This is a genomic window from Bacillus sp. FSL M8-0071 (genome assembly GCF_037975455.1).
Classification (GTDB): domain Bacteria; phylum Bacillota; class Bacilli; order Bacillales; family Bacillaceae; genus Bacillus; species Bacillus subtilis.
On record NZ_CP150256.1, the window covers coordinates 1,243,941 to 1,263,917 of the forward strand.

Genomic DNA, 19,977 nt, shown 5'->3' on the forward strand with positions numbered 1-19,977 from the left:
TTTGACTTTAGTCCTTAACAACATATGTACCCGTGCCCCACTTGGTGTGGGTGAACGTCTATATATTCATCATATGCTTGGAAAATAAGAAAAAGCAGAGCGTTTTTAGCTCTGCTTTTAGGTTCTAGAGGACAAGAGTGATGACTAGGACAGCGATCAGAACGTTTGTAGCTGTAGAGACAAGGGTTGCGATATCGGCATCTACTGTTGTGACGTTTACGCCGCGGGAGCATTCGATAAGAAGTTTCTGGCGGTTTACTTGCTTGTTAGCTGTAAGCTGCAATAAATCTTGTGCGACTAATTCAGCAATAACGCCATCTGCAATGGAGGTGAGAGCTACTGTCAAGACAGCTGCATTAAGCGCTGTTACAATAGATGTTACGGCTTGAACGTCTGTAGATGAAACGTTGATGTCACAAGAGTCTCTAATAATAATCGTCTCATCTGAGACTTGTTTGTTGAGATTTGCCTGAGCTAGATCTTGGTCGATAAAGGCGTTGTTGTCATTGCCAAACCCATTGTTATTGCAGCAAATATCGCAATTGCATTTTCTTTCTTCTTTTTCTTTCTCTTTGTGCTCTAACGGATGGTCACAGTCAGGATCAAGTGCAACCCAAGAGTATGGTCTGCTTTCCATATCTATTCCTCCTTTTCTTTTACTGTTATTAAATGAGCGAGCCTCTTACTTTGACTGAGGCATTTATCTTGATGATGTGCCCTATTTTTTATGATTAATTTGAATTGTTATTGTTTTGCCGTCTTTGTCTGAGCTGTTCAATGAGCTGCTCTCTGCGGCTAAGCGGTTTATCGCTCTTTTGCTCTTGTACGGCTTCTTCTTCTTTTTTCTTCTTGTGTTTTTCAGCTAGCTCCGCTGATTTCGCTTGCAGGTCTTTTACCATATTCAAAAGCATTTCTTTTTCTTCATCTGATACTTTTTTCATTTTGTCTTTTGTGATGCCGTGTTTTACAAATATGTTTTGGACCAGCATTTTCATCATTGGATCAACTTCTGGGAGCTTTTCAAGCTCTTCTTTGATTTTATCGTTATCTGACATTTGTTCTCACCTCAACTTTTAGTTTGTGAAAAGAAAGGGTTAAAGGATGTCGAATTCAAGGAGCATACTGTTTAACACCTGAAGCAAGATTTGTACAAAGGTTATTATTTCGTCTGCAGACAAAGTAATCTTGATGTTTCGGCTGTTGATAATTTTAATGATGGTTCTTTTTTTGATTTGAGAGTTATCAAGAATGAGTATTTCGCTTGCTACTGTGTCGGCCAAGTCCTCGTCGGCAATAACGAGCTGTGTCAACAGGATAATCAATGTTGTAACCAAGGCTTGTATAGAAAGGGCAGCTGTTATATGTGACGTATCTATTGTGATATTTTCGCAATCAATCACTTCGATCTGCTGCTCGAATTCGCTTGATAATTGCTCAAATATGTCAGGATGCAGGGATTCAATTTTTGTTTCAAATGACATAACCTTCACTCCTTTCTTATCCATACTCTATATAATGCAAATGGGGTGCCGAGCGGAATAATAAAAATAACCAATTTTCTGCCGGACAAGATACAATTCATGAAGAATAGGGTTTTCGCATATATGTGAAGGGATCATGATTGGCAAAGGAGTGAACGAGTGGTTATAAATGGGCTGACAATTGTTCTTCTATCGCTTGCGGTCTTTCGGCTCGCCCGCCTGCTGGTGTTTGACACGATTATGGCGCCGCTTCGCAGTCTGTTTCATGAAGAGAAGGAAGAAAAGGATGCGGACGGGAACATTGAAACCTATATCGTGATTAAGGGAACCGGTGTCAGGGCGTTTATTGGTGAATTGCTGAGCTGCTATTGGTGCACAGGCGTGTGGTGCGCCGGCTTTTTGATTTTATGCCAGGCGTTGATCCCGCAAGCGGCGCAGTGGCTGATTTTACTTTTGGCGATCGCCGGCCTTGCCGGCATCATAGAAACGCTCGTATCAAAATGGCTGCAAGAATGAGGCGTTACCACCAGCAACTTTTCACTAGCATCAGCATAAAGTAGCATATATGACATAAGGAAAGGAAGGGGACAAAAATGAGCCAACATCATAAACCTTCCCAAAAATCTCCATATACAGATTCATCGTATCAATCAAAAAAGATAAAAAAGAAAGGCTGCGGGTGCGGAAATAAAAAGAAAAAGCCTCAATAGCCTGGCAAAGAAACCGGAGAACTCCGGTTTTTTGTTTTTTTAACGGGGCGGCCTCGCTCAGCATATATCATAAGCGGGGGGATAAAAGTGAATGAGTTTGAAAAATGGATAGAAGGAAGATATGAACCACACGAACAAAAGCAAAAAGAGTATGAAGACACGATGGGCCGTATCAGAAAAGACTTGGATGCATTTGATAAAGCCGGTCTGGAATTTGAAGATGAGATTGAAGAGCTGGCTGAAAAAACGGAGGCCTTACTTAAGAAACATCAAGCTCAATATGATCAATCATAAATCCGCAAACGCCCTATGCGAATATCCAAGCCGATCCAAGCAGCTCACATAGTGTATAGAGAGTAAAGGAGGTGCTTATCTATGGGCTTTGGATACGGATTCGGCGGCGGCTACGGCGGCTGTTATGGCGGTTATGCTGGCGGTTACGGCGGCGGCTATGGTTCAACATTTGTTTTGTTGGTCGTATTATTCATTCTCCTCATCATCGTAGGTGCATCTTTCTTTTAAGATGTATTGAGGAAGTACGGGTTATAACCCGTGCTTCCTTGCCTTGTGTTTATTTTTAAAAATGTTGGAAAAGCACATTGTATTATGTGCATTCATACAATACCGTATTACTCCGCCAAAAGGAGGCGCATTATGGATAATCAATTTTTTAAGAACATCGAAAAGAAAACAGGTGTGAAGATGCAGGATGTAATGAATCTTGCCGGATCACTCCAAAACGCTAATTTTAAAGATGAAAATACAGTGCGCAGTGTGATTAACCGCGTAGCTCAGATGGCAAACAGACGCGTGCCAAAAGAATTAGAAGATAAAATTGTGGAATCTATTACAAGCGGAAAAGAAAAGCTTGATTTTGGCACGATTTCTAAAATGATGGATAATAAATAAGTGGATGGCCTGGCTGACTCACTGCAGCGGGCCTTTTTTTACAGTAAAAACCCGGCAGTAATCTGCCGGGCTGTTAATGATGCAAGGGCTGTCTTGCTTTTTGTAGAAGGGGATACAAAAATCTTGAGCGGTTGGCTGTTTTGCCGCGCCTGTTAGCGGGGCAAGACAAATATAAATGCTGTTTCGCCCGGGTCATGGCTACATATAAAAGACGTCTTTCCTCCTCAAGAGCGGCCTCGTCTCCTTTTCTTGCCGTTTCTAATGAGAAATCGTGCGGAATCGAGCCGTCTACAGTGCCTAACACGTAGACTGTTTTGAATTCAAGGCCTTTTGACCGGTGAATGGTCATCAGCTGAACGCCATGTTCATCCGTTCTGTTTTTCTCAGCGGCCCTCATATGGTCTACGTGGGCAAGAAAGTCAGGAATCGTTTTGAACTTCTTGGCGACAACCTTGATGTCGCGCAGGTCATCGGAACCTTTTTCCAGCTTGTTGCCCTCATTGCCCCGCTTTTTTAAATACTCGGAGAAGCCCATTTTTCCTTCTGCAAAGGTGATGGCTTCTACGGGCTTCATCGTGCGGAGGCTTGCAAAAAACGGTACGATTTTCTTGATTTTGTCCAGCTGGAATGGCTTCAGATCAGGCAATTTGGCCAGCGCTTTGATCATGGTACAGTCCTCTGTAATCGAGAGCGCCTTCAGCGTATTCAAAGCGGACTGTTTTAAAAACAAGGCGGGAAGCAAATGTTTAATCGCCTCGGTGTCATCCTCATTTTGGCTGGCATACAAGTAGGCGAGAATCTGGCGGACGATCCGTCTGCTGTAAAACGATTGGACGCCGCGGTCAGCTGTATACGGAATTGACGATTGATGAAGCCTTTCATATATAGCACGGCCTCCGCTGTTTGTGCGGTAAAGAACCGCAAAGTCTTCTGGACTGGCTCCATTTTGAATTTTTTCTTTGATATCGGAAACGACCATTGTGGCTTCTTCCTCTTCATCATAAGGATAAAACAGCACAGGGACCTGAATGTCATCGCGGGCCGCTTCAAGCGTTTTGGCATATCTGTTTTTGTTCTTTTTCACAACGATATCAGCACTAGAGACGATCGGGTGCGTAGACCTGTAGTTCGCAGTTAAATAGATCGTCTTCGCTCCCGGATAATCCTTTTGAAAATCAAGAATGAAAGACGGATTGCTTCCGCGAAACGCGTAGATGGACTGGTCATCGTCTCCGACACAGCACAGGTTTTGCTCCGGACTGGCGAGCATTTGCATGATTTTGTATTGAACCGGATTAATGTCCTGAAACTCATCAATTAAGATATACGTAAACCGAGATTGATATTGTTCCAGAAGGTCAGGCCGCTCGATAAACAATTCATAGCAGGCTGAAGCCATGTCATCAAAATCAAATTGGCTGTGTTCTTTTTTCTGGCGTTCATAATGTTCATATAAACGATAAACTTGTTTTTCCCACTCATCTTTTAGAGGGATGCGTTCATTTGGGACATAAGTGTTTTTCCAAAAACCGATCTGCTGCAGGGCTTGGTCAACTGGGAATTCTTTCTCATCGATGCCCTCTTCATAGAGTGCTTTTTTGATATATTGTTCCCGCTGCCACTCCATTTTCAGCAGATGCTCACCGTTCCATTTAGCAGAATTAGAGTGATACAAGATCTTATAAAACAGACTGTGGAATGTTCCTGTCACAAGTCTTCTGACTTTTGCCGGCTGTAATCCGTACTGGTTCGCCATACGCTCTTTCATTTCAGCGACAGCTTTTGTTGTAAAGGTGACAAGCAGCATATTTTCAGGCGGTATGCCTAAGTGTTCGATCATGTGGGCGGCACGGGCTGTCAGCACCCGTGTTTTTCCGCTCCCCGCACCTGCAAGCACAAGCAGCGGGCCATCTGTTTCCGTGACAGCTTTCAGCTGATCCGTGTTTAAACCGACAGACGGAAAAAGGCTCGTATCGGGTTCTATTGTTTTTGGCACAAATGGTGTTCCTGGTTTAATGCTTCTAGGACGGTGCCATTCCGTAACAGCTGGGGACGGGTCAGCGGCGATCGCTTTTCCCTTGGGTAAACGAATGACACCAGATTCCTGATCGTCTTCTTTTTTTTCCTCTTTAGAGGGCTTCGGTTCGCACGCCTCCTCACATGCCGGAAAATCGCCTGGCTGGCGATGGATAAACTCTGGCGGATCGGCGATGTTAAGCCGTAACAAAACGGGCTTTCCGCAATGAGAACAAAATAAATGTCCTTTTATTCCCTCTTCAAAGAGGAATTGATAATGTTCTCTCGAATATGTATGTAAATGTATGATTCTATCATTCAGTCGGGCGCATTTCAAAAAGGGGTCCTCCCAATCAAAAGGTGTTCATTACAGACAATGACTATCATATCAAAAGAAATGTGTTTCAAAAAGTAAGTTTAAGGGAAAAGAGACAGCAGAGGGGTGGGTATTGTATGATATATGCAGGTCAAATTCAGAACCAGCAATACGCTCAATATGCTAATAGAACGGCTGGACATAAGCAGGATTATGCCGGAACCGAAAAAATCAGCTATGTCCCGTTTCAGCGGGTATACAAAGAACTGGAAAAGCAGCAGGAGAATCAAACGGCCGCTGAAAGAAAGGTAAACGAGATGAAACGTAAGCGCTCTCTTTATAAGAGATTGCGAGAAAAAGGAATGGGCACATATATTAATCGATATGTATAAAAAACCGTTCATACGAGAGAACGGTTTTTTATATGCGGAAAAAATCCGGATCTCAAAAAGATCCGGATGCGTTCAGTCCTTCATCATTTGTAAGTGGGGGATGCCGGCATCGAGGAATTCTTTTTCAGAAAGCACGCGATACCCGTGTTTCTTGTAAAACGGCACAGCCTGTGTTTGCGCGTTTAAAATGAAACCGGAAGCGCCTCCGTCTGCCGCGGCTTTTTCGAGCGCTTTCATAATGATGCCGCCGACACCGGCTGAACGGTGGCTTTTCAGTACGCAAATCTGCTCTAACTTGCCGTAGCCGTCCTTCATACGCCATCTTCCGGCACCGACAGGCTTTTCACCGTCATACACGACGATATGCTCTGACTCATTTTCAAGTTCGTCAATTTCTTCTTCAGCAGGCACGTTTTGTTCTTTGACAAAGACTTCTTCTCTTACAGAGAATGCATCTTTCAGTTGTTCTTCATTTTTTGCGATAACTGCTTTCAAACATTATTCTCCTCTGCCTAGCAAGAAGGTTTCATATACTGTCCACGATCCGTTTTCCAACTGGTAAAGCAAGTGGAAACGGTCAACGATTTCTTCATGCGACACTTCCTGCATTTTTAATTGTCCCAGCACATCTGAATGCTCATCGTCGGAAAGATTTTGGCCGACCGTCACATGCGGAACGAAATTATATTCCTGTTCTCCTGCCAACACACCGGTGTATAGCTTTTCATTGAGTGTTTTTAACTCTTCCGTCGGTTCTGCTTTGATGTAAATGACATTATTGACAGGCGCAAATGAGCTGTATTTTGTCATTTTGAGAACGAGTGGGTGGGACTCTTTTGCGATGTTTCTTAAATGTGATACGAGCTGATCCGCTTTCTCCTCCGCGCATTCAAAGGATGCTCTCAGCGTCAAATGAGGCGGGATTAGAGAGTAGCTTGGGTCATAGCGCTTTCTGTAAGAGTTTGCAAGGTCTTGGAGCTTTTTTGATGGAAATAAAACGATTCCGTATTTCATATTATGTCCCTCCTGGAAATAAAGTATGATAGAGTGTTAAAGCATTTTTTTCAGCGCCGGGGTGATGAGCGGCTGCCAGTATGTCCATTTGTGGTCTCCGTCAAATGGCTCAAAATAATAATCGGAAAGCTTCTTCTCCAGCAGCTGCTTCAGCTCCTGGTTCGGTTCTGTAAAGTCCAGAATGTTCCCGTCTGTCGTGTGGACGTCAGTTTCTTTTGTTCCGATTTGGTGATAAATAGAGAGGTGTTTGATATCGTCTGACTGTTTTACGGCTTCTAGTACGTGTTTGTCAACATAGGGAGACTGCATGATGATGTTGCCAAACATATTCGGATAATCAAGCGCTGTCATAAGTGACACGGTCGCTCCGAGCGAATCACCGATCAGGGTTCGGCCATAACCGATCTGATAGGTTGGATACTCATCATCTGCAAAAGGAACGAGCTCATGGGCGATGAACCGTTTATACGCCGAAAATTTTGAACCCTCCGGATGATAGGTGTTTCTGCGCTCTTTTACATCCTTATAGGGAACACCGATAATAATGCTCCGGTCTATTTCGTGTTTCGACAGCAATTCCTCAACCTGTCTGCCGATTTTCCCCAGCCTGAAATAATCGTGGCCGTCCTGTGCGATAATGACATGGTATTTATAAAGCGGGGAGTAGTTGGACGGCAGATAAACAAGCAAGGTCATTTCCTCGTTAAGCTCTTTTGAAAAGAATTTCTTTTCTTGCACTGTGCCGTTTTTCGGTGCCATAAAAACATTCCTCCAGGACATCACTATACTTTCTTGCATTTTCAATTATTGTACCATGAATTATTAGAAATTTCTCTCTTTAAACGGTTCGGAACACGAAGAAAAAAGTGTTGAAATAAACTGTGAATTGCGCTAATATAAAACAATCAGAAAATTGAAATCGATATTTCTTATCGTGAGAGGTGGAGGGACTGGCCCTTAGAAACCTCAGCAACCGGCTTGTTTTGCATGTGCAAAGCGCCAAGGTGCTAAATCCAGCAAGCGTTTTTTATGCTTGGAAGATAAGAAGAAGCGTTAAACCCCTTCTTCTTATGAAGAAGGGGTTTTTATTTTGAAAAGGGAAGGTGTCAGCTATATGTCACAGCACGTTGAAACGAAATTAGCCCAAATAGGGAACCGAAGCGATGAAGTCACGGGAACAGTGAGTGCTCCTATTTATTTATCAACAGCATACCGCCACAGAGGGATCGGAGAATCAACTGGATTTGATTATGTCCGCACAAAAAATCCGACACGCCAGCTTGTTGAGGACGCGATCGCTAACTTAGAAAACGGCGCAAGAGGGCTTGCCTTTAGTTCAGGAATGGCTGCTATCCAAACGATTATGGCGCTGTTTAAAAGCGGAGATGAACTGATTGTTTCATCGGACCTATATGGCGGCACGTACCGTTTATTTGAAAATGAATGGAAAAAATACGGATTGACTTTTCATTATGATGATTTCAGCGATGAGGACTGTTTACGCTCTAAGATTACGCCGAATACAAAAGCGGTGTTTGTGGAAACGCCGACAAACCCCCTCATGCAGGAGGCGGACATTGAACATATTGCCCGGATGACAAAGGAGCACGGTCTTCTGCTGATCGTAGATAATACATTTTATACACCGGTCTTGCAGAGGCCGCTAGAGCTGGGAGCTGACATTGTCATTCACAGCGCAACCAAGTATTTAGGCGGGCATAACGATCTGCTTGCTGGACTTGTCGTGGTGAAGGATGAGCAGCTCGGAGAGGAAATGTTTCAGCATCAAAATGCGATCGGCGCCGTCCTGCCGCCATTTGATTCGTGGCTTCTGATGAGAGGAATGAAGACGCTGAGCCTTAGAATGCGTCAGCATCAGGCAAACGCGCAGGAGCTTGCGGCGTTTTTAGAAGAGCAGGAAGAAATTTCGGATGTGCTGTATCCCGGAAAAGGCGGCATGCTGTCCTTCCGTCTGCAAAAAGAAGAATGGGTCAATCCGTTTTTAAAAGCACTGAAGACCATTTGTTTTGCAGAAAGCCTCGGCGGGGTGGAAAGCTTTATTACATACCCTGCGACCCAGACGCACATGGATATTCCTGAAGAGATCCGCATCGCAAACGGGGTGTGCAATCGGTTGCTGCGCTTTTCTGTCGGTATTGAACATGCGGAAGATTTAAAAGAGGATCTAAAACAGGCATTATGTCAGGTCAAAGAGGGAGCTGTTTCATTTGAGTAAACACAATTGGACGCTGGAAACCCAGCTCGTGCACAATCCATTTAAAACAGACGGCGGAACCGGGGCGGTCAGTGTACCGATTCAGCACGCCTCGACTTTTCACCAATCTTCATTTGAAGAGTTCGGGGCATATGATTACAGCCGCTCTGGCACGCCGACAAGAACAGCTCTCGAAGAAACAATTGCCGCATTGGAAGGCGGAACAAGAGGATTTGCTTTCAGTTCAGGCATGGCTGCCATCTCAACAGCATTTTTACTGCTGTCACAGGGTGATCACGTTCTTGTGACAGAAGATGTATACGGCGGAACCTTCCGTATGGTGACAGAGGTGCTGACCCGGTTTGGCATTGAGCATACGTTTGTCGACATGACGGATCGTAATGAAGTGGCGCGGAGCATCAAGCCGAACACAAAGGTCATTTATATGGAGACACCGTCAAATCCGACACTTGGGATTACGGATATTAAAGCGATTGTTCAGCTTGCAAAAGAAAACGGCTGTCTGACCTTTCTGGACAATACATTCATGACACCGGCACTGCAGCGTCCGCTTGACCTCGGCGTGGATATTGTACTTCACAGCGCGACAAAATTCTTAAGCGGACACAGCGATGTGCTCTCAGGTTTGGCTGCTGTCAAAGATGAAGAGCTTGGGAAGCAGCTGTATAAGCTGCAAAACGCGTTCGGCGCCGTCCTTGGCGTACAGGATTGCTGGCTTGTCCTGCGCGGATTAAAAACATTGCAGGTCCGTTTAGAGAAGGCGAGTCAAACAGCCCAGCGGCTTGCGGAATTTTTCCAAAAGCATCCGGCGGTGAAGCGCGTGTATTATCCGGGACTGGCTGATCATCCCGGCGCTGAAACCCATAAAAGCCAGTCAACGGGAGCGGGCGCCGTACTATCTTTTGAGCTTGAAAGCAAAGAGGCCGTTAAGAAGTTAGTCGAGAATGTGTCACTTCCAGTCTTCGCTGTCAGCCTTGGCGCCGTGGAATCGATTTTGTCCTATCCGGCAACGATGTCTCACGCGGCAATGCCTAAGGAAGAGCGTGAAAAACGCGGTATCACTGATGGCCTGCTCCGTCTGAGTGTGGGCGTCGAACATGCAGACGATTTAGAACACGATTTCGAACAAGCGCTGAAAGAAATTGCTCCAGTTGCGGTTCGTTAAAAAAGAAGCCGGGGATGGCCCGGCTTCTTTTATTATTGTTCGTCATCAGGATTCAGAATCGCGAGGACTTGATGATCCTCCCAAACGCCATTAATTTTTACATTTTTTCGGGCGATGCCTTCTTTGTGAAATCCCGCTTTTTCTAAAACACGCATGGACCCGAGATTACGGGGCATCACACCGGCTTCAATCCGATGCAGTTTCAATTCGTGGAACGCATAATCAACAACCAATCTGACTGCCTCTGTCATAATGCCCTTTCCATTATGGGCTTTGTCTAAAAAATACCCGATGAACGCAGTTTGCAGCGCGCCACGGATGATTTGAAAGAGCGAAACCGTCCCGATTAATCTATCGTCTGACGCTGTAAAGATGCCAAAATGATATTCTTCATCTTTCTCAAGTCTTTCCTGATACTCGGTTATCCGTTTTCTTTGCCCCTCAACCGTATAGTAATCGTCTGCGCGTATCATAGAAAACTGTTCGAAAAAATCCCGATTTTCGCTTTGCAGCCGCAGATTTTCTTCGGCATCCGTTACTTCTAAAGGTCTAACATAAATGGTTTTTCCTTTTAACATACAGTGATCTCTCCGCTCTCGTGTCAGCATTCCTCTTACATTATTCTCAGGGAAATGCAAATATCCTTTTTATAAGAAGGAAGAAAACCAATTTCCAATAAAAGTGCCAACATAGTTGCCGATTAAGTAGCCGAGCGTACCGACAAGCATGATCGGGGCGACAAGCTCCCGCCATCCCTTGGCAATTGCCATCGCAGCCGCAGTCGTCGGTCCCCCGACAGTAGCGTTGACGGCGAGCAGAATTTCTTCAAGCCGCACGCGGAACAATTTTCCGGCAGCTAAGGAAACTGCTAAATTGCTGATCGCAATGATAAACACGAATAATAGAATAAGAGGCGCATTCGTGACGATTAAGCGGAGATCTGCAGGAATGCCGATCACCACAAAAAACAAATAAATCAAAAAGGTTCCAAGTTCCTGAGATCCATTGAGCCTTTCAAAAAAACGCGGGAAAAGAAAAATGATAAGAACAGTTAAAGACGTAAGCACCAGGTACTGATCGCCAAGCGTACCGGTCAGCAGGGGATGAGAAAAAATGCTTTTAAAATAACCGGAAACCTTCATACTAACCGCAACAAGTGCGAAAGCGGCACCGGCATTAAATGCGATATCCTTTAAGGAAATATCCTTCCGTTTCCAATAGCTTTCAGCACTGTTTCCGCTGTTTCCATCGGCTTTTACCTTCTCTTCAAACGGCATGGCATAATGCCGCTGAAACCATTTGAGTGCAGGAATGCTGATTAAAATAAAAAACAAAAGCGCCATCATAAAATTATCAGCCACAACGGTAGCCGACACATATTCACCAGGCGTCTCAAATTTTGCCGCCATCGCCGCAAAGTTGACCCCGCCGCCGATATAAGAGGCGCTGATCATCCCGCCGATTTTATCGAGATAGGGAATATGCTGTTTGAGTAGAAAAAAAGCCAGGATACTGCCAAGCACTGTTCCAACTGAGCTAATCAGAAAAATAAACAGCAAACGCCTGCTTTCCTTAAAAATTTGCCTAACATTGATCTGAAACAATAAAAGTGGTATCGCCAGTGGTACCACATAAGACCACACAGTGTCATACACAGGCGACTCAACAGGAAGCACTCCTACATTTGTAAACACCATAGCACCTGCAAGGGCAATAATAGCGCCCGACACAGCAGAAGCCCACTTAAAGCGCTGCTCCAGCCCGATACTCACTGCCGCCCACACCGCAATAAACCCCCATAATACCCAAACATCATCGGAAGAGATCAAAGAATGCAAAACCCCATCACCTCTATTGTTAGAAAATTAAGACATATTATAATAGCCGGGGAACGGAACAGCAAGTCCAAAAAAAGTTTTTCTAAAAAAGCAGTTGACGAATAGAAGGGAAGGTTATATAATAGAACTTGTCAGAAAGACAATAACATACCCAGCAACACATACATATCATGATTCCGTAGCTCAGCTGGGAGAGCGCTACCTTGACAGGGTAGAGGTCGCTGGTTCGAGCCCAGTCGGAATCATAGCATAAACCCTTGCTACGCAAGGGTTTTTTATTTTGCGTTAATAAAGCCGGTTCGTCAAATTCGTGAGTTGTTGGCGAACTGTTGGCGAAATTCATTACCGCAGTCCAAAAACTACCTCCAAACTTACTTGATTAGTTCAATAGTAACAAACGGAAGATCGGATTTCTGTTAAATCTTCATTGAGAATAGCCAGTCCAAGACCGTCACTTCAGCCATGCATCTTTTAAATGAAATTTTGTACTGAAAACATCAATTGTATTTTTAAATTCTGCTCTAGAATCAGCCCCTTTATAATAATCTTGATAAATTGCTTGGGGTGATACTGATTCGTGATTTGTGCTATGGTTTGCAAGGCTTGTAGCAAAAGCAGGAGCAACAGAAACGAGTAAAGCAAGGGATAATGCAGAACCAGTTAAAGCTGTTTTCAATTTCATTTTAAGCACTTCCTTTTTTAAAATACAACTTTATTATTAAATGGAATACAAAAATATCCAAGGTGTTTTTTTGTTAGTAAGTTGAGTTAGGGGGATTGGATGGCACTTAGAATATTGTTTCTGCTGATGGGATGTTGATTCTGGATATATTTCCAACACGATTACAGGCCGGACATGAAAGCGAACCTTGCTTTGATCGGGGCAATCATTTCATTTAAAGCTGCGGTTTACTTTAAAGATATTGATGTATTGAGAGAAGAGGAAAACAAATGAACGGAATTTCTGAGCGTTGGAACACGTTTAAATTACAAAAATCCCCTGAACCACTCTAGATCAGGGGATTGCTTTCCCAACAGCTTATTAAGTAGCGGAAGGCATGATCAACGATTTAGTATCAATTTATTAATTGCGAATACTAGAAACATACCGTTTTCCGCCTTCCTTAGAAGTAACATATTCCCGAGGAACGTTAAGTCTATTGGTAGAATGATAACTTACATAAAGTTTCATATTTGCTCGGCTCGTTACGATAGCCGTATGATCCATCCAACCATCAGCATAGCGAAGACCTATTTTATTATGGTAATCATAGTGATATACATCTCCAAGCTTTACATTTGAATATGTATCAGAAACAGTCTTCATTTTTATTCCGCCAGCTTTTAAAATGTATGATCTAAAGGCTCCTGCATTAACCCAAGCATCTGTATAGGGTTTCCATTCTTTAAAGTACGGCATTCTTCCAGCTCTTAATGCTTGGGAAACAAAGTTAGTACAATCTTTGTCTTTATAATATTTATAGTTTTTATTTGGTTTTAAGGCATATTTTTCTGCATATTTCATTGCAGCGTAACCACTATATCCTTTAACAGATGTTGCAGTCACAGTTAGTTGATTAGAGTTAGCAGCATTGAAGTTCATACTTACTGGTTTATCTTCACTTTTCACTTCTTCTTTATCATCATTTTTCACTTCTTGCTTATAATTTTTTAAAAATTCATCTAATTTAACATCCGAAGAATATTCTTCATCATTTTCATATTGTAGAGTTGAAGAAGAATTATTTAATTGTGTTACATTTAGTTGCTTAGAAGAATTACTCAATGGTATTACATTTAGTTGATTAGAAGAATTTTTAACTTGAGAGAAACTTAGATTAGAAGTATTTGTTGATTGAGAACTTTGTTTATTAGAAGTTGCTTTGGGAATTTCAAGTTTAATATTATCGCCCAGAGATGTTGTTACTTTTTCAACACCAAAAACAAAGTTTCGAGTAATATAAGCTTCAACAATTAGCTTATTGTTTTTTTCAGAAGTCTTAACATCGTCTATATCGTATGTAAACTCGTGGAATTTTTGTTTGTCCACTTTACTTAACGCAGAATACAGTAAGACTCCTTCGTCGGAATCAGTCAATTTAGACTCTTTAGGATGCGCTAAAGGAGTGTTGTGTTCAAAATCATATTTCTGTTGTTCTAACATATCCTTAACTTTTTCGTAACCAATCTCGTTGGTAATTGAAACATTTTCTTTAGTCTCTTTATTAGTAGTGGCTGCAAAAACTTCATTTGTTGACACTAATGGTGACAATGATAGACATAAAACTAGTGAAGAAAGTAATTCTTTTTTCATACGAAACCTCCAATAAAATCTAAATATAAGTAATATTTATCATTTACACCAATTGAAATATGGCATAAAATACATGTAATAATATAACATAAAAATAAATACATAAAAAGGTATCGGAGGAAAAAATGAAAAAGAAAACTAAAATTATACTTTCTCTCTTGGCAGCACTTATTGTTATATTGATAGTACTTCCAGTTCTATCTCCTGTTGTCTTTACAGCTTCTTCGGAAAAAGGAGCAATCAGACACGAAATTTATAAAAGAGGATATCCCTACCAAAGCTACTTTGCAGTTCTCCAGAAAAGAGAAGGAGACAATGAATCTGGGAATCTTTATTATGTAAATTGGCTAGATTGGAAAGATAAAACAGGGCAAACTCCTCACTTATGCTATTCGAAAAAATCATCAGATGGTGAATACGAAGTAAGTTGTGGCACAGGGCCGTAAAAATAAATTTTAAAATTGAATAAGTCCAAGACGGAAAGCCTGCGGACACTGATCGTTTTACAGAGAAATTTGTGCTTCGATCGGTGTCCGTTTTTTTTCGCAACTAACCAGATGTCTATCGCGATTACTAGCTATGAAAGGAGTAATTAGACATGAAACAGTCCAAAAAGAAACCATCACAGAAGCAACATGAGCGCTTAGATCGTTTCTGGCAACAAATGATGAACACTAACATGCAAACACTCAGACGTGGCAAAGGCGGCGCACCACAGAAGAATCAAAACGCTGTGACTCACGGCTTTTTCTCTAAATTCCTGCCAGAAGAGACGCTTGAAATCATGGAAGAGATTCAGGAACGCTCGCCTGCTGATATGATATGGGATCAAATTCAGATTCAATATGCGGCCATTCTTCGGGCGCAGCGCATTATGTTCGTTTCTGATAAGGAAAAAATGATCAAAGAGTTGAAAAAGAATAGGTCCCTCATATCTGAGGTCAGCGAAATTGAAGATGGGCTTGTCATTAGTTTTAGTACGTGGTTTCGCTACAGACTTTACAGTGAAACAAACACCTAACACATTTCACATTGCTTCAGATTGCCTTCAAACTTGATAATATAACTTCTAAACCTTCCTATAAAATGAAGGTTTTTTATTTGTTATCAATTTTTAAATCCTTTACATACAGCGATTGATTAACTCGAGCAATCAATGTCGCAGTTATATTTATTTTTCAAGAAAATGTTATAATGAAAAGCCATAAAATGATGGGAGGGGAAATTTCGATGCATTACATAACGGCATGTTTAAAAATCATCAGTGATAAAGGCCTTAATGAAATAATGAAGGAATTCAAAAAACTTGAGGAAGAAACGAACAAAGAAGAGGGTTGTATTACATTCCATGCTTATCCGCTTGAGCCATCAGAACGTAAAATAATGCTTTGGGAGATTTGGGAAAACGAAGAAGCTGTGAAAACCCATTTCACGAAAAAACACACAATAGACGTTCAAAAACAAGAATTAACGGAAGTAGAATGGTTAATGAAAAGCAATGTGAATGATTGAAAGGCTCTTTAAAAAGAGACATTCAATGACTTAGTATCAGCCACTTGTGACTAAGTAGTAAATTGTTGTCCAACTCTTATTTTTTCTATTTAATATTTTTTGAGACGAAAATGTTTTTTTAAGCTGATTTTAAAATGTATTCAAAGTCAGCTCTGTTTGATTTAATGGATTATATTCTTTGGATAGCTTGTTACCATCATAATGGAGATACTCCGTATAAATTGGAGGTTAAAATAATGAGTCATTCTCAAGAAAAAATTGCACTAATTACAGGAGCAAGCAGTCAAGGGGATATTGGTACGGCTATTTGTCGTAAGTTAGCCTCACAGGGTATACATATCTTCTTTACTCACTGGAATTCTGATACGGCCTGGATAGAAGAATTTCAACAAGAAATTTTACGTATGGGTGTCCGCTGTGAGGCAATGAAAATTGATTTATCAGATGCACATGCTGCATTCACAATACATGAAAAAATTTCAGATAAATTAGGATATCCTTCCATCCTTATTAATAATGCAGCTCATTCCGCAAGTGATAATTATGTATCGTTAGATGCTAAATCACTTGATGAGCATTATGCGGTTAATATGAGATCGAATTTTCTTCTTTGTGTTGAATTCGCCCGTCGGTTTAAAAAATCTAATTTAATATCAGGAAGGATCATCAATATGACATCAGGGCAGGATTTAGGTCCTTTGCCTGGGGAGTTAGCGTATGCAGCTACTAAAGGAGCTATTTCTGCCTTTACTAGGTCGTTATCACAAGAACTTGCACCATTGGGCATCACTGTTAACGCTGTAAACCCAGGTCCAACAGATTCTACATGGATGACAGATGAAATAAGAAATTTTCTTTCACCTAAATTTCCAATGGGCCGTATTGGCACACCAGATGATGCAGCACGAATGATTGCTTTTCTTGCAAGTGATGAGGCTGAATGGATAACTGGACAAATTATTCATTCAGAAGGTGGATTTATTCGGGGCTAAGCTACTGAAACACAATATACACCAATGTATGATGTATTCCCAAAACTAAATCTAAACTTGAAGCGAAAATAAGGTCCCTTCTCTTTTTAGAGGGGGACCTTATTTTATTCATGCATGTTTTGCATCCAGAAAATCTGGCGGATAAAGATTAATAAACCGTTACATATACTTTTCCGAATACTGCAGTACCTTTAAACAAAGTAATCGTGGCTTTCCCTTTTGATTTAGCCGTCACTAAACCATTTTGATCGACTTCAGCAACTTTTTGGTTATCAGTCCAATAACGAGTAGCTGAATTATTTTTAACAGAATAGGTTTCTCCAACTTTTAGAGGTAAATTATAGTCTTGAATCTTGATAACATGTGTAGGTGAAATAGAAATGTTCTTTACTTCAGTAGGTGTGGAGTTTATTTCATGAGCTGAAGCTACCCCGCTGACCGACAGAGCTAACGCAGAAATCGATAAAGCAGAAACAACCGTTTTTTTGAAATTCATTTTGAAACACTCCTTTAAAGTTTTTTGTCTTGCACTATAACAATTCAATAAAAGTAATTATTTTCCTTGTAAATAAATGTTAATAATATGTGAACGATCAACTGATTTGAGCTAAGACTATTGTGTGCCCTGCACAGAGTTTGTATTTATGATTGAAAATTGCTGAGAGAGAATGGCCATCCTTAAAATGTTAATAAAACACATTTGATGGTTATTAGTTTGTTGAGCGTGTGGAAATTTTGTTACCTGCACTTTATCCCCGAAGATATCAAATCACTTTTCTTCATCATGTTCTTACTTTCGTACTCATACATTAGAAAATCTTCGTTCTAAATAGGTGAAGAATTGGAGTATTTTTATGAATTTCTGCTGAATATACATTACATAGCAAACTCAAAGAGTATAAAAATCGCTTTTTTCCGGAAGCTTCGGTAAAAAACGAAACTTTTGTCTCTATGATTTCATTTTATAATGTAAACGGTTTCTTATATAGTATACTTATACTATCAATTTGCTCAAGTAGATACTGACAGGAAGGATAGAAAAACAGATGGAATACATAAATACAAGACAAAAAGAGATTTTGTATCTGTTGTTATCTGAACCTGATGACTATTTAGTTGTGCAAGATTTCGCAGATAGGGTACAGTGTTCTGAAAAAACAATCCGGAATGATTTGAAAGTGATAGAGGATTATCTCAATGAGCATTCTCATGCACAGCTTATTCGAAAACCAGGGTTGGGCGTTTATTTACATATAGAAGAACAGGAAAGGACCTGGCTAAGCCAACAATTACATACTGAACATTTTTCTTCTAGGCAGCGGAGCGATGAAGAAAGAATGCTACACATTGCTTATGACTTATTAATGAATCCGAAGCCTGTTTCCGCAAAAGACATTGCCGCTCGGCATTTTGTCAATCGATCTTCCATTAAAAAGGATTTATACGCAGTAGAAGAGTGGCTGAAGCGTTTTGATCTCACACTGGTTTCTAGGCAGCGGCTTGGATTAAAGGTTGAAGGGAACGAAAGAAATAAAAGAAAGGCATTGGCAAGAATATCTGATTTGATTCACAATACAGCGTTTACCAGCCAATTTATTAAAAGTAAGTTTTTACATTATGAAGTAGACTTTGTGACGAAAGAAATCAAATCATTGCAAAAAAAGCATTCCCTCTATTTCACAGACGAAACGTTTGAAAGTTTGCTGCTGCATACATTGTTAATGGTCCGCCGCATCAAAATGAAGCAGCCGATTTCATTGTCCCCAAAAGAAATGGCGGCAGTAAAAAAGAAGAAAGAATATCAATGGACATTTGCTTGTTTACAACGGCTCGAACCGGTTTTTGCAATCCGCTTTCCTGAAGAAGAAGCCGTGTACTTAACATTACATATATTGGGCGGTAAAGTTCGTTATCCATTGCAAACAGAAGAGAACCTTGAAAATGCTGTGCTTCCTAAGGTTGTAGGGCATTTAATCAATCGTGTTTCAGAGCTGAAAATGATGGATTTTCACAAGGATCAGGATTTGATCAATGGTTTGAACATTCATCTCAATACTGTGCTACAACGGCTGAGCTACGATCTTTCTGTAGCAAATCCTATGCTCAATGACATCAAAAAGATGTACCCTTATTTGTTCCACCTCATCATTGATGTTTTGGAAGACATCAATCAAACTTTTGATCTTCATATTCCTGAGGAAGAGGCAGCATATTTGACATTGCATTTTCAGGCAGCGATCGAACGGATGCAGGGCAGCAGCGAGACACATAAAAAGGCGGTTATCGTCTGCCACATGGGGATTGGGATGTCACAATTGCTGCGGACAAAAATTGAACGGAAATGTCATCAAATCGCTGTAATGGCCTGTATTGCAAAGGCCGATTTAAAGGATTATATCAAAAAGCATGAGGATATTGATCTTGTCATATCCACCATTGCGCTGGAGAATATAACGGTTCCCCATATTGTTGTGTCTCCGCTTTTAGAGCCTGGTGAAGAGATGAAATTAAGTGCGTTTATACGTCAGCTGGGCGAATCACACCGCCAAAAACAAAAAACGTTTCAGATGCTGAACAATACGACTCCTTTTTTGGTTTTTTTGCAGCAGGAGGCAGAGCACCGCTACAAGTTAATCGAACAGCTGGCGACAGCTTTGTTTGAGAAAGGCTATGTTGATAAGGACTATGCGGTTCATGCGGTGATGAGGGAAAAAATGTCGGCGACAAATATTGGATCAGGCATTGCCATTCCTCATGCAAACGCTAAATTTATTAAACAATCAGCAATCGCGATTGCCACATTAAAGGAGCCGCTTGAATGGGGAAATGAAAAAGTTTCGCTCGTTTTTATGCTGGCTGTCAAACACGAGGATCAAACTATGACAAAGCAGCTGTTTAGCGAGCTTTCATATCTTAGCGAGCAGCCGGCCTTCGTCCAGAAGCTGACGAAAGAAACCAATGTCATGACATTTTTATCTCATTTGGATTATTAAAAGCAGGGATTATTCCTTGCTTTTTTTGTTATGGGAAAAATGCCTTTATTACCGGAACCTATGGTAAAAAAAACGATTTTAATGAGCTG

At 41.3% G+C, this 19,977-nt stretch carries 23 protein-coding genes, 1 tRNA gene, 2 pseudogenes and 1 riboswitch; of the genes and pseudogenes, 14 read left to right on the forward strand and 12 right to left on the reverse strand.

Features of this window, described 5'->3' with window-relative positions; all coding sequences use genetic code 11:
• Window positions 1-124: 124 nt before the first annotated feature.
• The 3 genes from cotX to MKX71_RS06400 all read right to left on the reverse strand — a co-directional run bounded on the left by cotX (window position 125) and on the right by MKX71_RS06400 (window position 1,481).
• Window positions 125-637, reverse strand: a complete 513-nt coding sequence (cotX, locus tag MKX71_RS06390) for a spore coat protein CotX (RefSeq protein WP_015252341.1) — start codon at window positions 635-637, stop codon at window positions 125-127.
• Window positions 638-731: 94 nt separating this feature from the next.
• A complete protein-coding gene (locus tag MKX71_RS06395; protein WP_015252340.1) occupies window positions 732-1,055 on the reverse strand; it encodes a hypothetical protein in 324 nt (107 codons plus the stop codon).
• Window positions 1,056-1,094: 39 nt separating this feature from the next.
• Entirely contained in the window at window positions 1,095-1,481 is a 387-nt protein-coding gene (locus tag MKX71_RS06400) for a spore coat protein (protein WP_029726269.1), read from the reverse strand.
• Window positions 1,482-1,640: 159 nt separating this feature from the next.
• Between MKX71_RS06400 and yjcA the strand changes: the two genes are divergently transcribed.
• From yjcA to spoVIF, 4 genes are all read left to right on the forward strand, one after another.
• Window positions 1,641-1,997 (forward strand): sporulation protein YjcA, encoded by a 357-nt coding sequence (yjcA, locus tag MKX71_RS06405; RefSeq protein ID WP_014476457.1) that lies wholly within the window; start codon window positions 1,641-1,643, stop codon window positions 1,995-1,997.
• A gap of 281 nt (window positions 1,998-2,278) precedes the next feature.
• Entirely contained in the window at window positions 2,279-2,485 is a 207-nt protein-coding gene (locus MKX71_RS06410; RefSeq protein WP_017695696.1) for a hypothetical protein, read from the forward strand.
• Window positions 2,486-2,566: 81 nt separating this feature from the next.
• Window positions 2,567-2,713 (forward strand): sporulation protein YjcZ, encoded by a 147-nt coding sequence (gene yjcZ / locus MKX71_RS06415; RefSeq protein WP_015252337.1) that lies wholly within the window; start codon window positions 2,567-2,569, stop codon window positions 2,711-2,713.
• A gap of 132 nt (window positions 2,714-2,845) precedes the next feature.
• On the forward strand, window positions 2,846-3,100 hold the full coding sequence (spoVIF, locus tag MKX71_RS06420; protein WP_003232870.1) for a sporulation-specific transcription regulator SopVIF: 255 nt from the start codon (window positions 2,846-2,848) through the stop codon (window positions 3,098-3,100).
• A 73-nt stretch (window positions 3,101-3,173) separates the two neighbouring features.
• Here spoVIF and MKX71_RS06425 read toward each other — a convergent pair whose 3' ends face one another.
• On the reverse strand, window positions 3,174-5,453 hold the full coding sequence (locus MKX71_RS06425; RefSeq protein WP_339231866.1) for an ATP-dependent helicase: 2,280 nt from the start codon (window positions 5,451-5,453) through the stop codon (window positions 3,174-3,176).
• A 116-nt stretch (window positions 5,454-5,569) separates the two neighbouring features.
• On the opposite strand from MKX71_RS06425, the gene MKX71_RS06430 reads away from it, so the two are divergent.
• Complete coding sequence (locus MKX71_RS06430) at window positions 5,570-5,824, forward strand: hypothetical protein (protein ID WP_042977867.1); 255 nt, start codon at window positions 5,570-5,572, stop codon at window positions 5,822-5,824.
• A 72-nt stretch (window positions 5,825-5,896) separates the two neighbouring features.
• Here MKX71_RS06430 and MKX71_RS06435 read toward each other — a convergent pair whose 3' ends face one another.
• The 3 genes from MKX71_RS06435 to MKX71_RS06445 are packed head-to-tail and all read right to left on the reverse strand — an operon-like array spanning window position 5,897 to window position 7,597.
• On the reverse strand, window positions 5,897-6,319 hold the full coding sequence (locus MKX71_RS06435; protein ID WP_339231868.1) for a GNAT family N-acetyltransferase: 423 nt from the start codon (window positions 6,317-6,319) through the stop codon (window positions 5,897-5,899).
• Between the two features lie 3 nt (window positions 6,320-6,322).
• Window positions 6,323-6,838 carry a YjcG family protein gene (locus MKX71_RS06440; RefSeq protein WP_003232861.1) on the reverse strand — a complete coding sequence of 172 codons (516 nt, stop codon included), beginning with the start codon at window positions 6,836-6,838 and terminating at the stop codon, window positions 6,323-6,325.
• 36 nt (window positions 6,839-6,874) lie between these two features.
• Window positions 6,875-7,597 (reverse strand): esterase family protein, encoded by a 723-nt coding sequence (locus tag MKX71_RS06445; RefSeq protein ID WP_339231870.1) that lies wholly within the window; start codon window positions 7,595-7,597, stop codon window positions 6,875-6,877.
• 167 nt (window positions 7,598-7,764) lie between these two features.
• Window positions 7,765-7,885, forward strand: a riboswitch (SAM riboswitch).
• Window positions 7,886-7,952: 67 nt separating this feature from the next.
• On the opposite strand from MKX71_RS06445, the gene metI reads away from it, so the two are divergent.
• Both metI and metC read left to right on the forward strand, forming a co-directional pair.
• Window positions 7,953-9,074, forward strand: coding sequence for a cystathionine gamma-synthase/O-acetylhomoserine thiolyase (gene metI / locus MKX71_RS06450; RefSeq protein WP_015715681.1), 1,122 nt, complete (start codon window positions 7,953-7,955; stop codon window positions 9,072-9,074).
• On the forward strand, window positions 9,067-10,239 hold the full coding sequence (gene metC / locus MKX71_RS06455) for a cystathionine beta-lyase (protein ID WP_014479474.1): 1,173 nt from the start codon (window positions 9,067-9,069) through the stop codon (window positions 10,237-10,239). Before metI ends, metC begins: the two co-directional genes overlap by 8 nt.
• 32 nt (window positions 10,240-10,271) lie before the next feature.
• On the opposite strand, the gene MKX71_RS06460 is transcribed toward metC, so the two are convergent.
• The gene (locus MKX71_RS06460) at window positions 10,272-10,817 is read right to left on the reverse strand and encodes a GNAT family protein (RefSeq protein ID WP_003232852.1); all 546 of its coding nucleotides are present in this window, start codon (window positions 10,815-10,817) and stop codon (window positions 10,272-10,274) included.
• Between the two features lie 69 nt (window positions 10,818-10,886).
• On the reverse strand, window positions 10,887-12,077 hold the full coding sequence (locus MKX71_RS06465) for a DUF819 domain-containing protein (RefSeq protein WP_029726265.1): 1,191 nt from the start codon (window positions 12,075-12,077) through the stop codon (window positions 10,887-10,889).
• 172 nt (window positions 12,078-12,249) lie between these two features.
• Here MKX71_RS06465 and MKX71_RS06470 point away from each other — a divergent pair.
• Window positions 12,250-12,322 (forward strand) — tRNA-Val (locus MKX71_RS06470).
• 206 nt (window positions 12,323-12,528) lie between these two features.
• Here the strand turns inward: MKX71_RS06470 and MKX71_RS06475 are convergent.
• Both MKX71_RS06475 and MKX71_RS06480 read right to left on the reverse strand, forming a co-directional pair.
• On the reverse strand, window positions 12,529-12,759 hold the full coding sequence (locus tag MKX71_RS06475) for a hypothetical protein (protein ID WP_033884384.1): 231 nt from the start codon (window positions 12,757-12,759) through the stop codon (window positions 12,529-12,531).
• Window positions 12,760-13,161: 402 nt separating this feature from the next.
• Window positions 13,162-14,391: an amidase domain-containing protein gene (locus tag MKX71_RS06480; protein WP_339231871.1), complete on the reverse strand. Its 1,230-nt coding sequence runs from the start codon at window positions 14,389-14,391 to the stop codon at window positions 13,162-13,164.
• 125 nt (window positions 14,392-14,516) lie between these two features.
• Between MKX71_RS06480 and MKX71_RS06485 the strand changes: the two genes are divergently transcribed.
• From MKX71_RS06485 to MKX71_RS06505, 5 genes and pseudogenes are all read left to right on the forward strand, one after another.
• On the forward strand, window positions 14,517-14,837 hold the full coding sequence (locus tag MKX71_RS06485) for a hypothetical protein (protein WP_339231872.1): 321 nt from the start codon (window positions 14,517-14,519) through the stop codon (window positions 14,835-14,837).
• A gap of 152 nt (window positions 14,838-14,989) precedes the next feature.
• Window positions 14,990-15,118 (forward strand): annotated as a pseudogene (locus tag MKX71_RS06490) (hypothetical protein); the annotation flags it as partial.
• A pseudogene (locus MKX71_RS06495) lies at window positions 15,095-15,412 on the forward strand (hypothetical protein); the annotation flags it as partial. The pseudogenes MKX71_RS06490 and MKX71_RS06495, both read left to right, overlap by 24 nt.
• A gap of 173 nt (window positions 15,413-15,585) precedes the next feature.
• Window positions 15,586-15,903, forward strand: coding sequence for a putative quinol monooxygenase (locus MKX71_RS06500; RefSeq protein WP_212059231.1), 318 nt, complete (start codon window positions 15,586-15,588; stop codon window positions 15,901-15,903).
• Window positions 15,904-16,139: 236 nt separating this feature from the next.
• Complete coding sequence (locus MKX71_RS06505) at window positions 16,140-16,895, forward strand: SDR family oxidoreductase (RefSeq protein WP_003245148.1); 756 nt, start codon at window positions 16,140-16,142, stop codon at window positions 16,893-16,895.
• A gap of 148 nt (window positions 16,896-17,043) precedes the next feature.
• Here MKX71_RS06505 and MKX71_RS06510 read toward each other — a convergent pair whose 3' ends face one another.
• A complete protein-coding gene (locus MKX71_RS06510; RefSeq protein WP_003232839.1) occupies window positions 17,044-17,391 on the reverse strand; it encodes an Ig-like domain-containing protein in 348 nt (115 codons plus the stop codon).
• Window positions 17,392-17,941: 550 nt separating this feature from the next.
• On the opposite strand from MKX71_RS06510, the gene manR reads away from it, so the two are divergent.
• Window positions 17,942-19,888 (forward strand): mannose transport/utilization transcriptional regulator ManR, encoded by a 1,947-nt coding sequence (gene manR / locus MKX71_RS06515; RefSeq protein ID WP_339231874.1) that lies wholly within the window; start codon window positions 17,942-17,944, stop codon window positions 19,886-19,888.
• Window positions 19,889-19,977: the final 89 nt, after the last annotated feature.

Excerpts from the sequence above, each read along its gene's own strand:
- MKX71_RS06395 (WP_015252340.1), bottom strand. The coding sequence starts at position 1,055 with ATGTCAGATAACGATAAAATCAAAGAAGAGCTTGAAAAGCTCCCAGAA.
- MKX71_RS06460 (WP_003232852.1), bottom strand. The coding sequence starts at position 10,817 with ATGTTAAAAGGAAAAACCATTTATGTTAGACCTTTAGAAGTAACGGAT.
- spoVIF (WP_003232870.1), top strand. The coding sequence starts at position 2,846 with ATGGATAATCAATTTTTTAAGAACATCGAAAAGAAAACAGGTGTGAAG.
- MKX71_RS06445 (WP_339231870.1), bottom strand. The coding sequence starts at position 7,597 with ATGGCACCGAAAAACGGCACAGTGCAAGAAAAGAAATTCTTTTCAAAA.
- MKX71_RS06400 (WP_029726269.1), bottom strand. The coding sequence starts at position 1,481 with ATGTCATTTGAAACAAAAATTGAATCCCTGCATCCTGACATATTTGAG.
- MKX71_RS06500 (WP_212059231.1), top strand. The coding sequence starts at position 15,586 with ATGAAAAGCCATAAAATGATGGGAGGGGAAATTTCGATGCATTACATA.
- MKX71_RS06430 (WP_042977867.1), top strand. The coding sequence starts at position 5,570 with ATGATATATGCAGGTCAAATTCAGAACCAGCAATACGCTCAATATGCT.
- yjcZ (WP_015252337.1), top strand. The coding sequence starts at position 2,567 with ATGGGCTTTGGATACGGATTCGGCGGCGGCTACGGCGGCTGTTATGGC.
- MKX71_RS06475 (WP_033884384.1), bottom strand. The coding sequence starts at position 12,759 with ATGAAATTGAAAACAGCTTTAACTGGTTCTGCATTATCCCTTGCTTTA.
- metI (WP_015715681.1), top strand. The coding sequence starts at position 7,953 with ATGTCACAGCACGTTGAAACGAAATTAGCCCAAATAGGGAACCGAAGC.
- MKX71_RS06480 (WP_339231871.1), bottom strand. The coding sequence starts at position 14,391 with ATGAAAAAAGAATTACTTTCTTCACTAGTTTTATGTCTATCATTGTCA.
- MKX71_RS06485 (WP_339231872.1), top strand. The coding sequence starts at position 14,517 with ATGAAAAAGAAAACTAAAATTATACTTTCTCTCTTGGCAGCACTTATT.
- MKX71_RS06505 (WP_003245148.1), top strand. The coding sequence starts at position 16,140 with ATGAGTCATTCTCAAGAAAAAATTGCACTAATTACAGGAGCAAGCAGT.
- cotX (WP_015252341.1), bottom strand. The coding sequence starts at position 637 with ATGGAAAGCAGACCATACTCTTGGGTTGCACTTGATCCTGACTGTGAC.
- MKX71_RS06440 (WP_003232861.1), bottom strand. The coding sequence starts at position 6,838 with ATGAAATACGGAATCGTTTTATTTCCATCAAAAAAGCTCCAAGACCTT.
- MKX71_RS06510 (WP_003232839.1), bottom strand. The coding sequence starts at position 17,391 with ATGAATTTCAAAAAAACGGTTGTTTCTGCTTTATCGATTTCTGCGTTA.
- manR (WP_339231874.1), top strand. The coding sequence starts at position 17,942 with ATGGAATACATAAATACAAGACAAAAAGAGATTTTGTATCTGTTGTTA.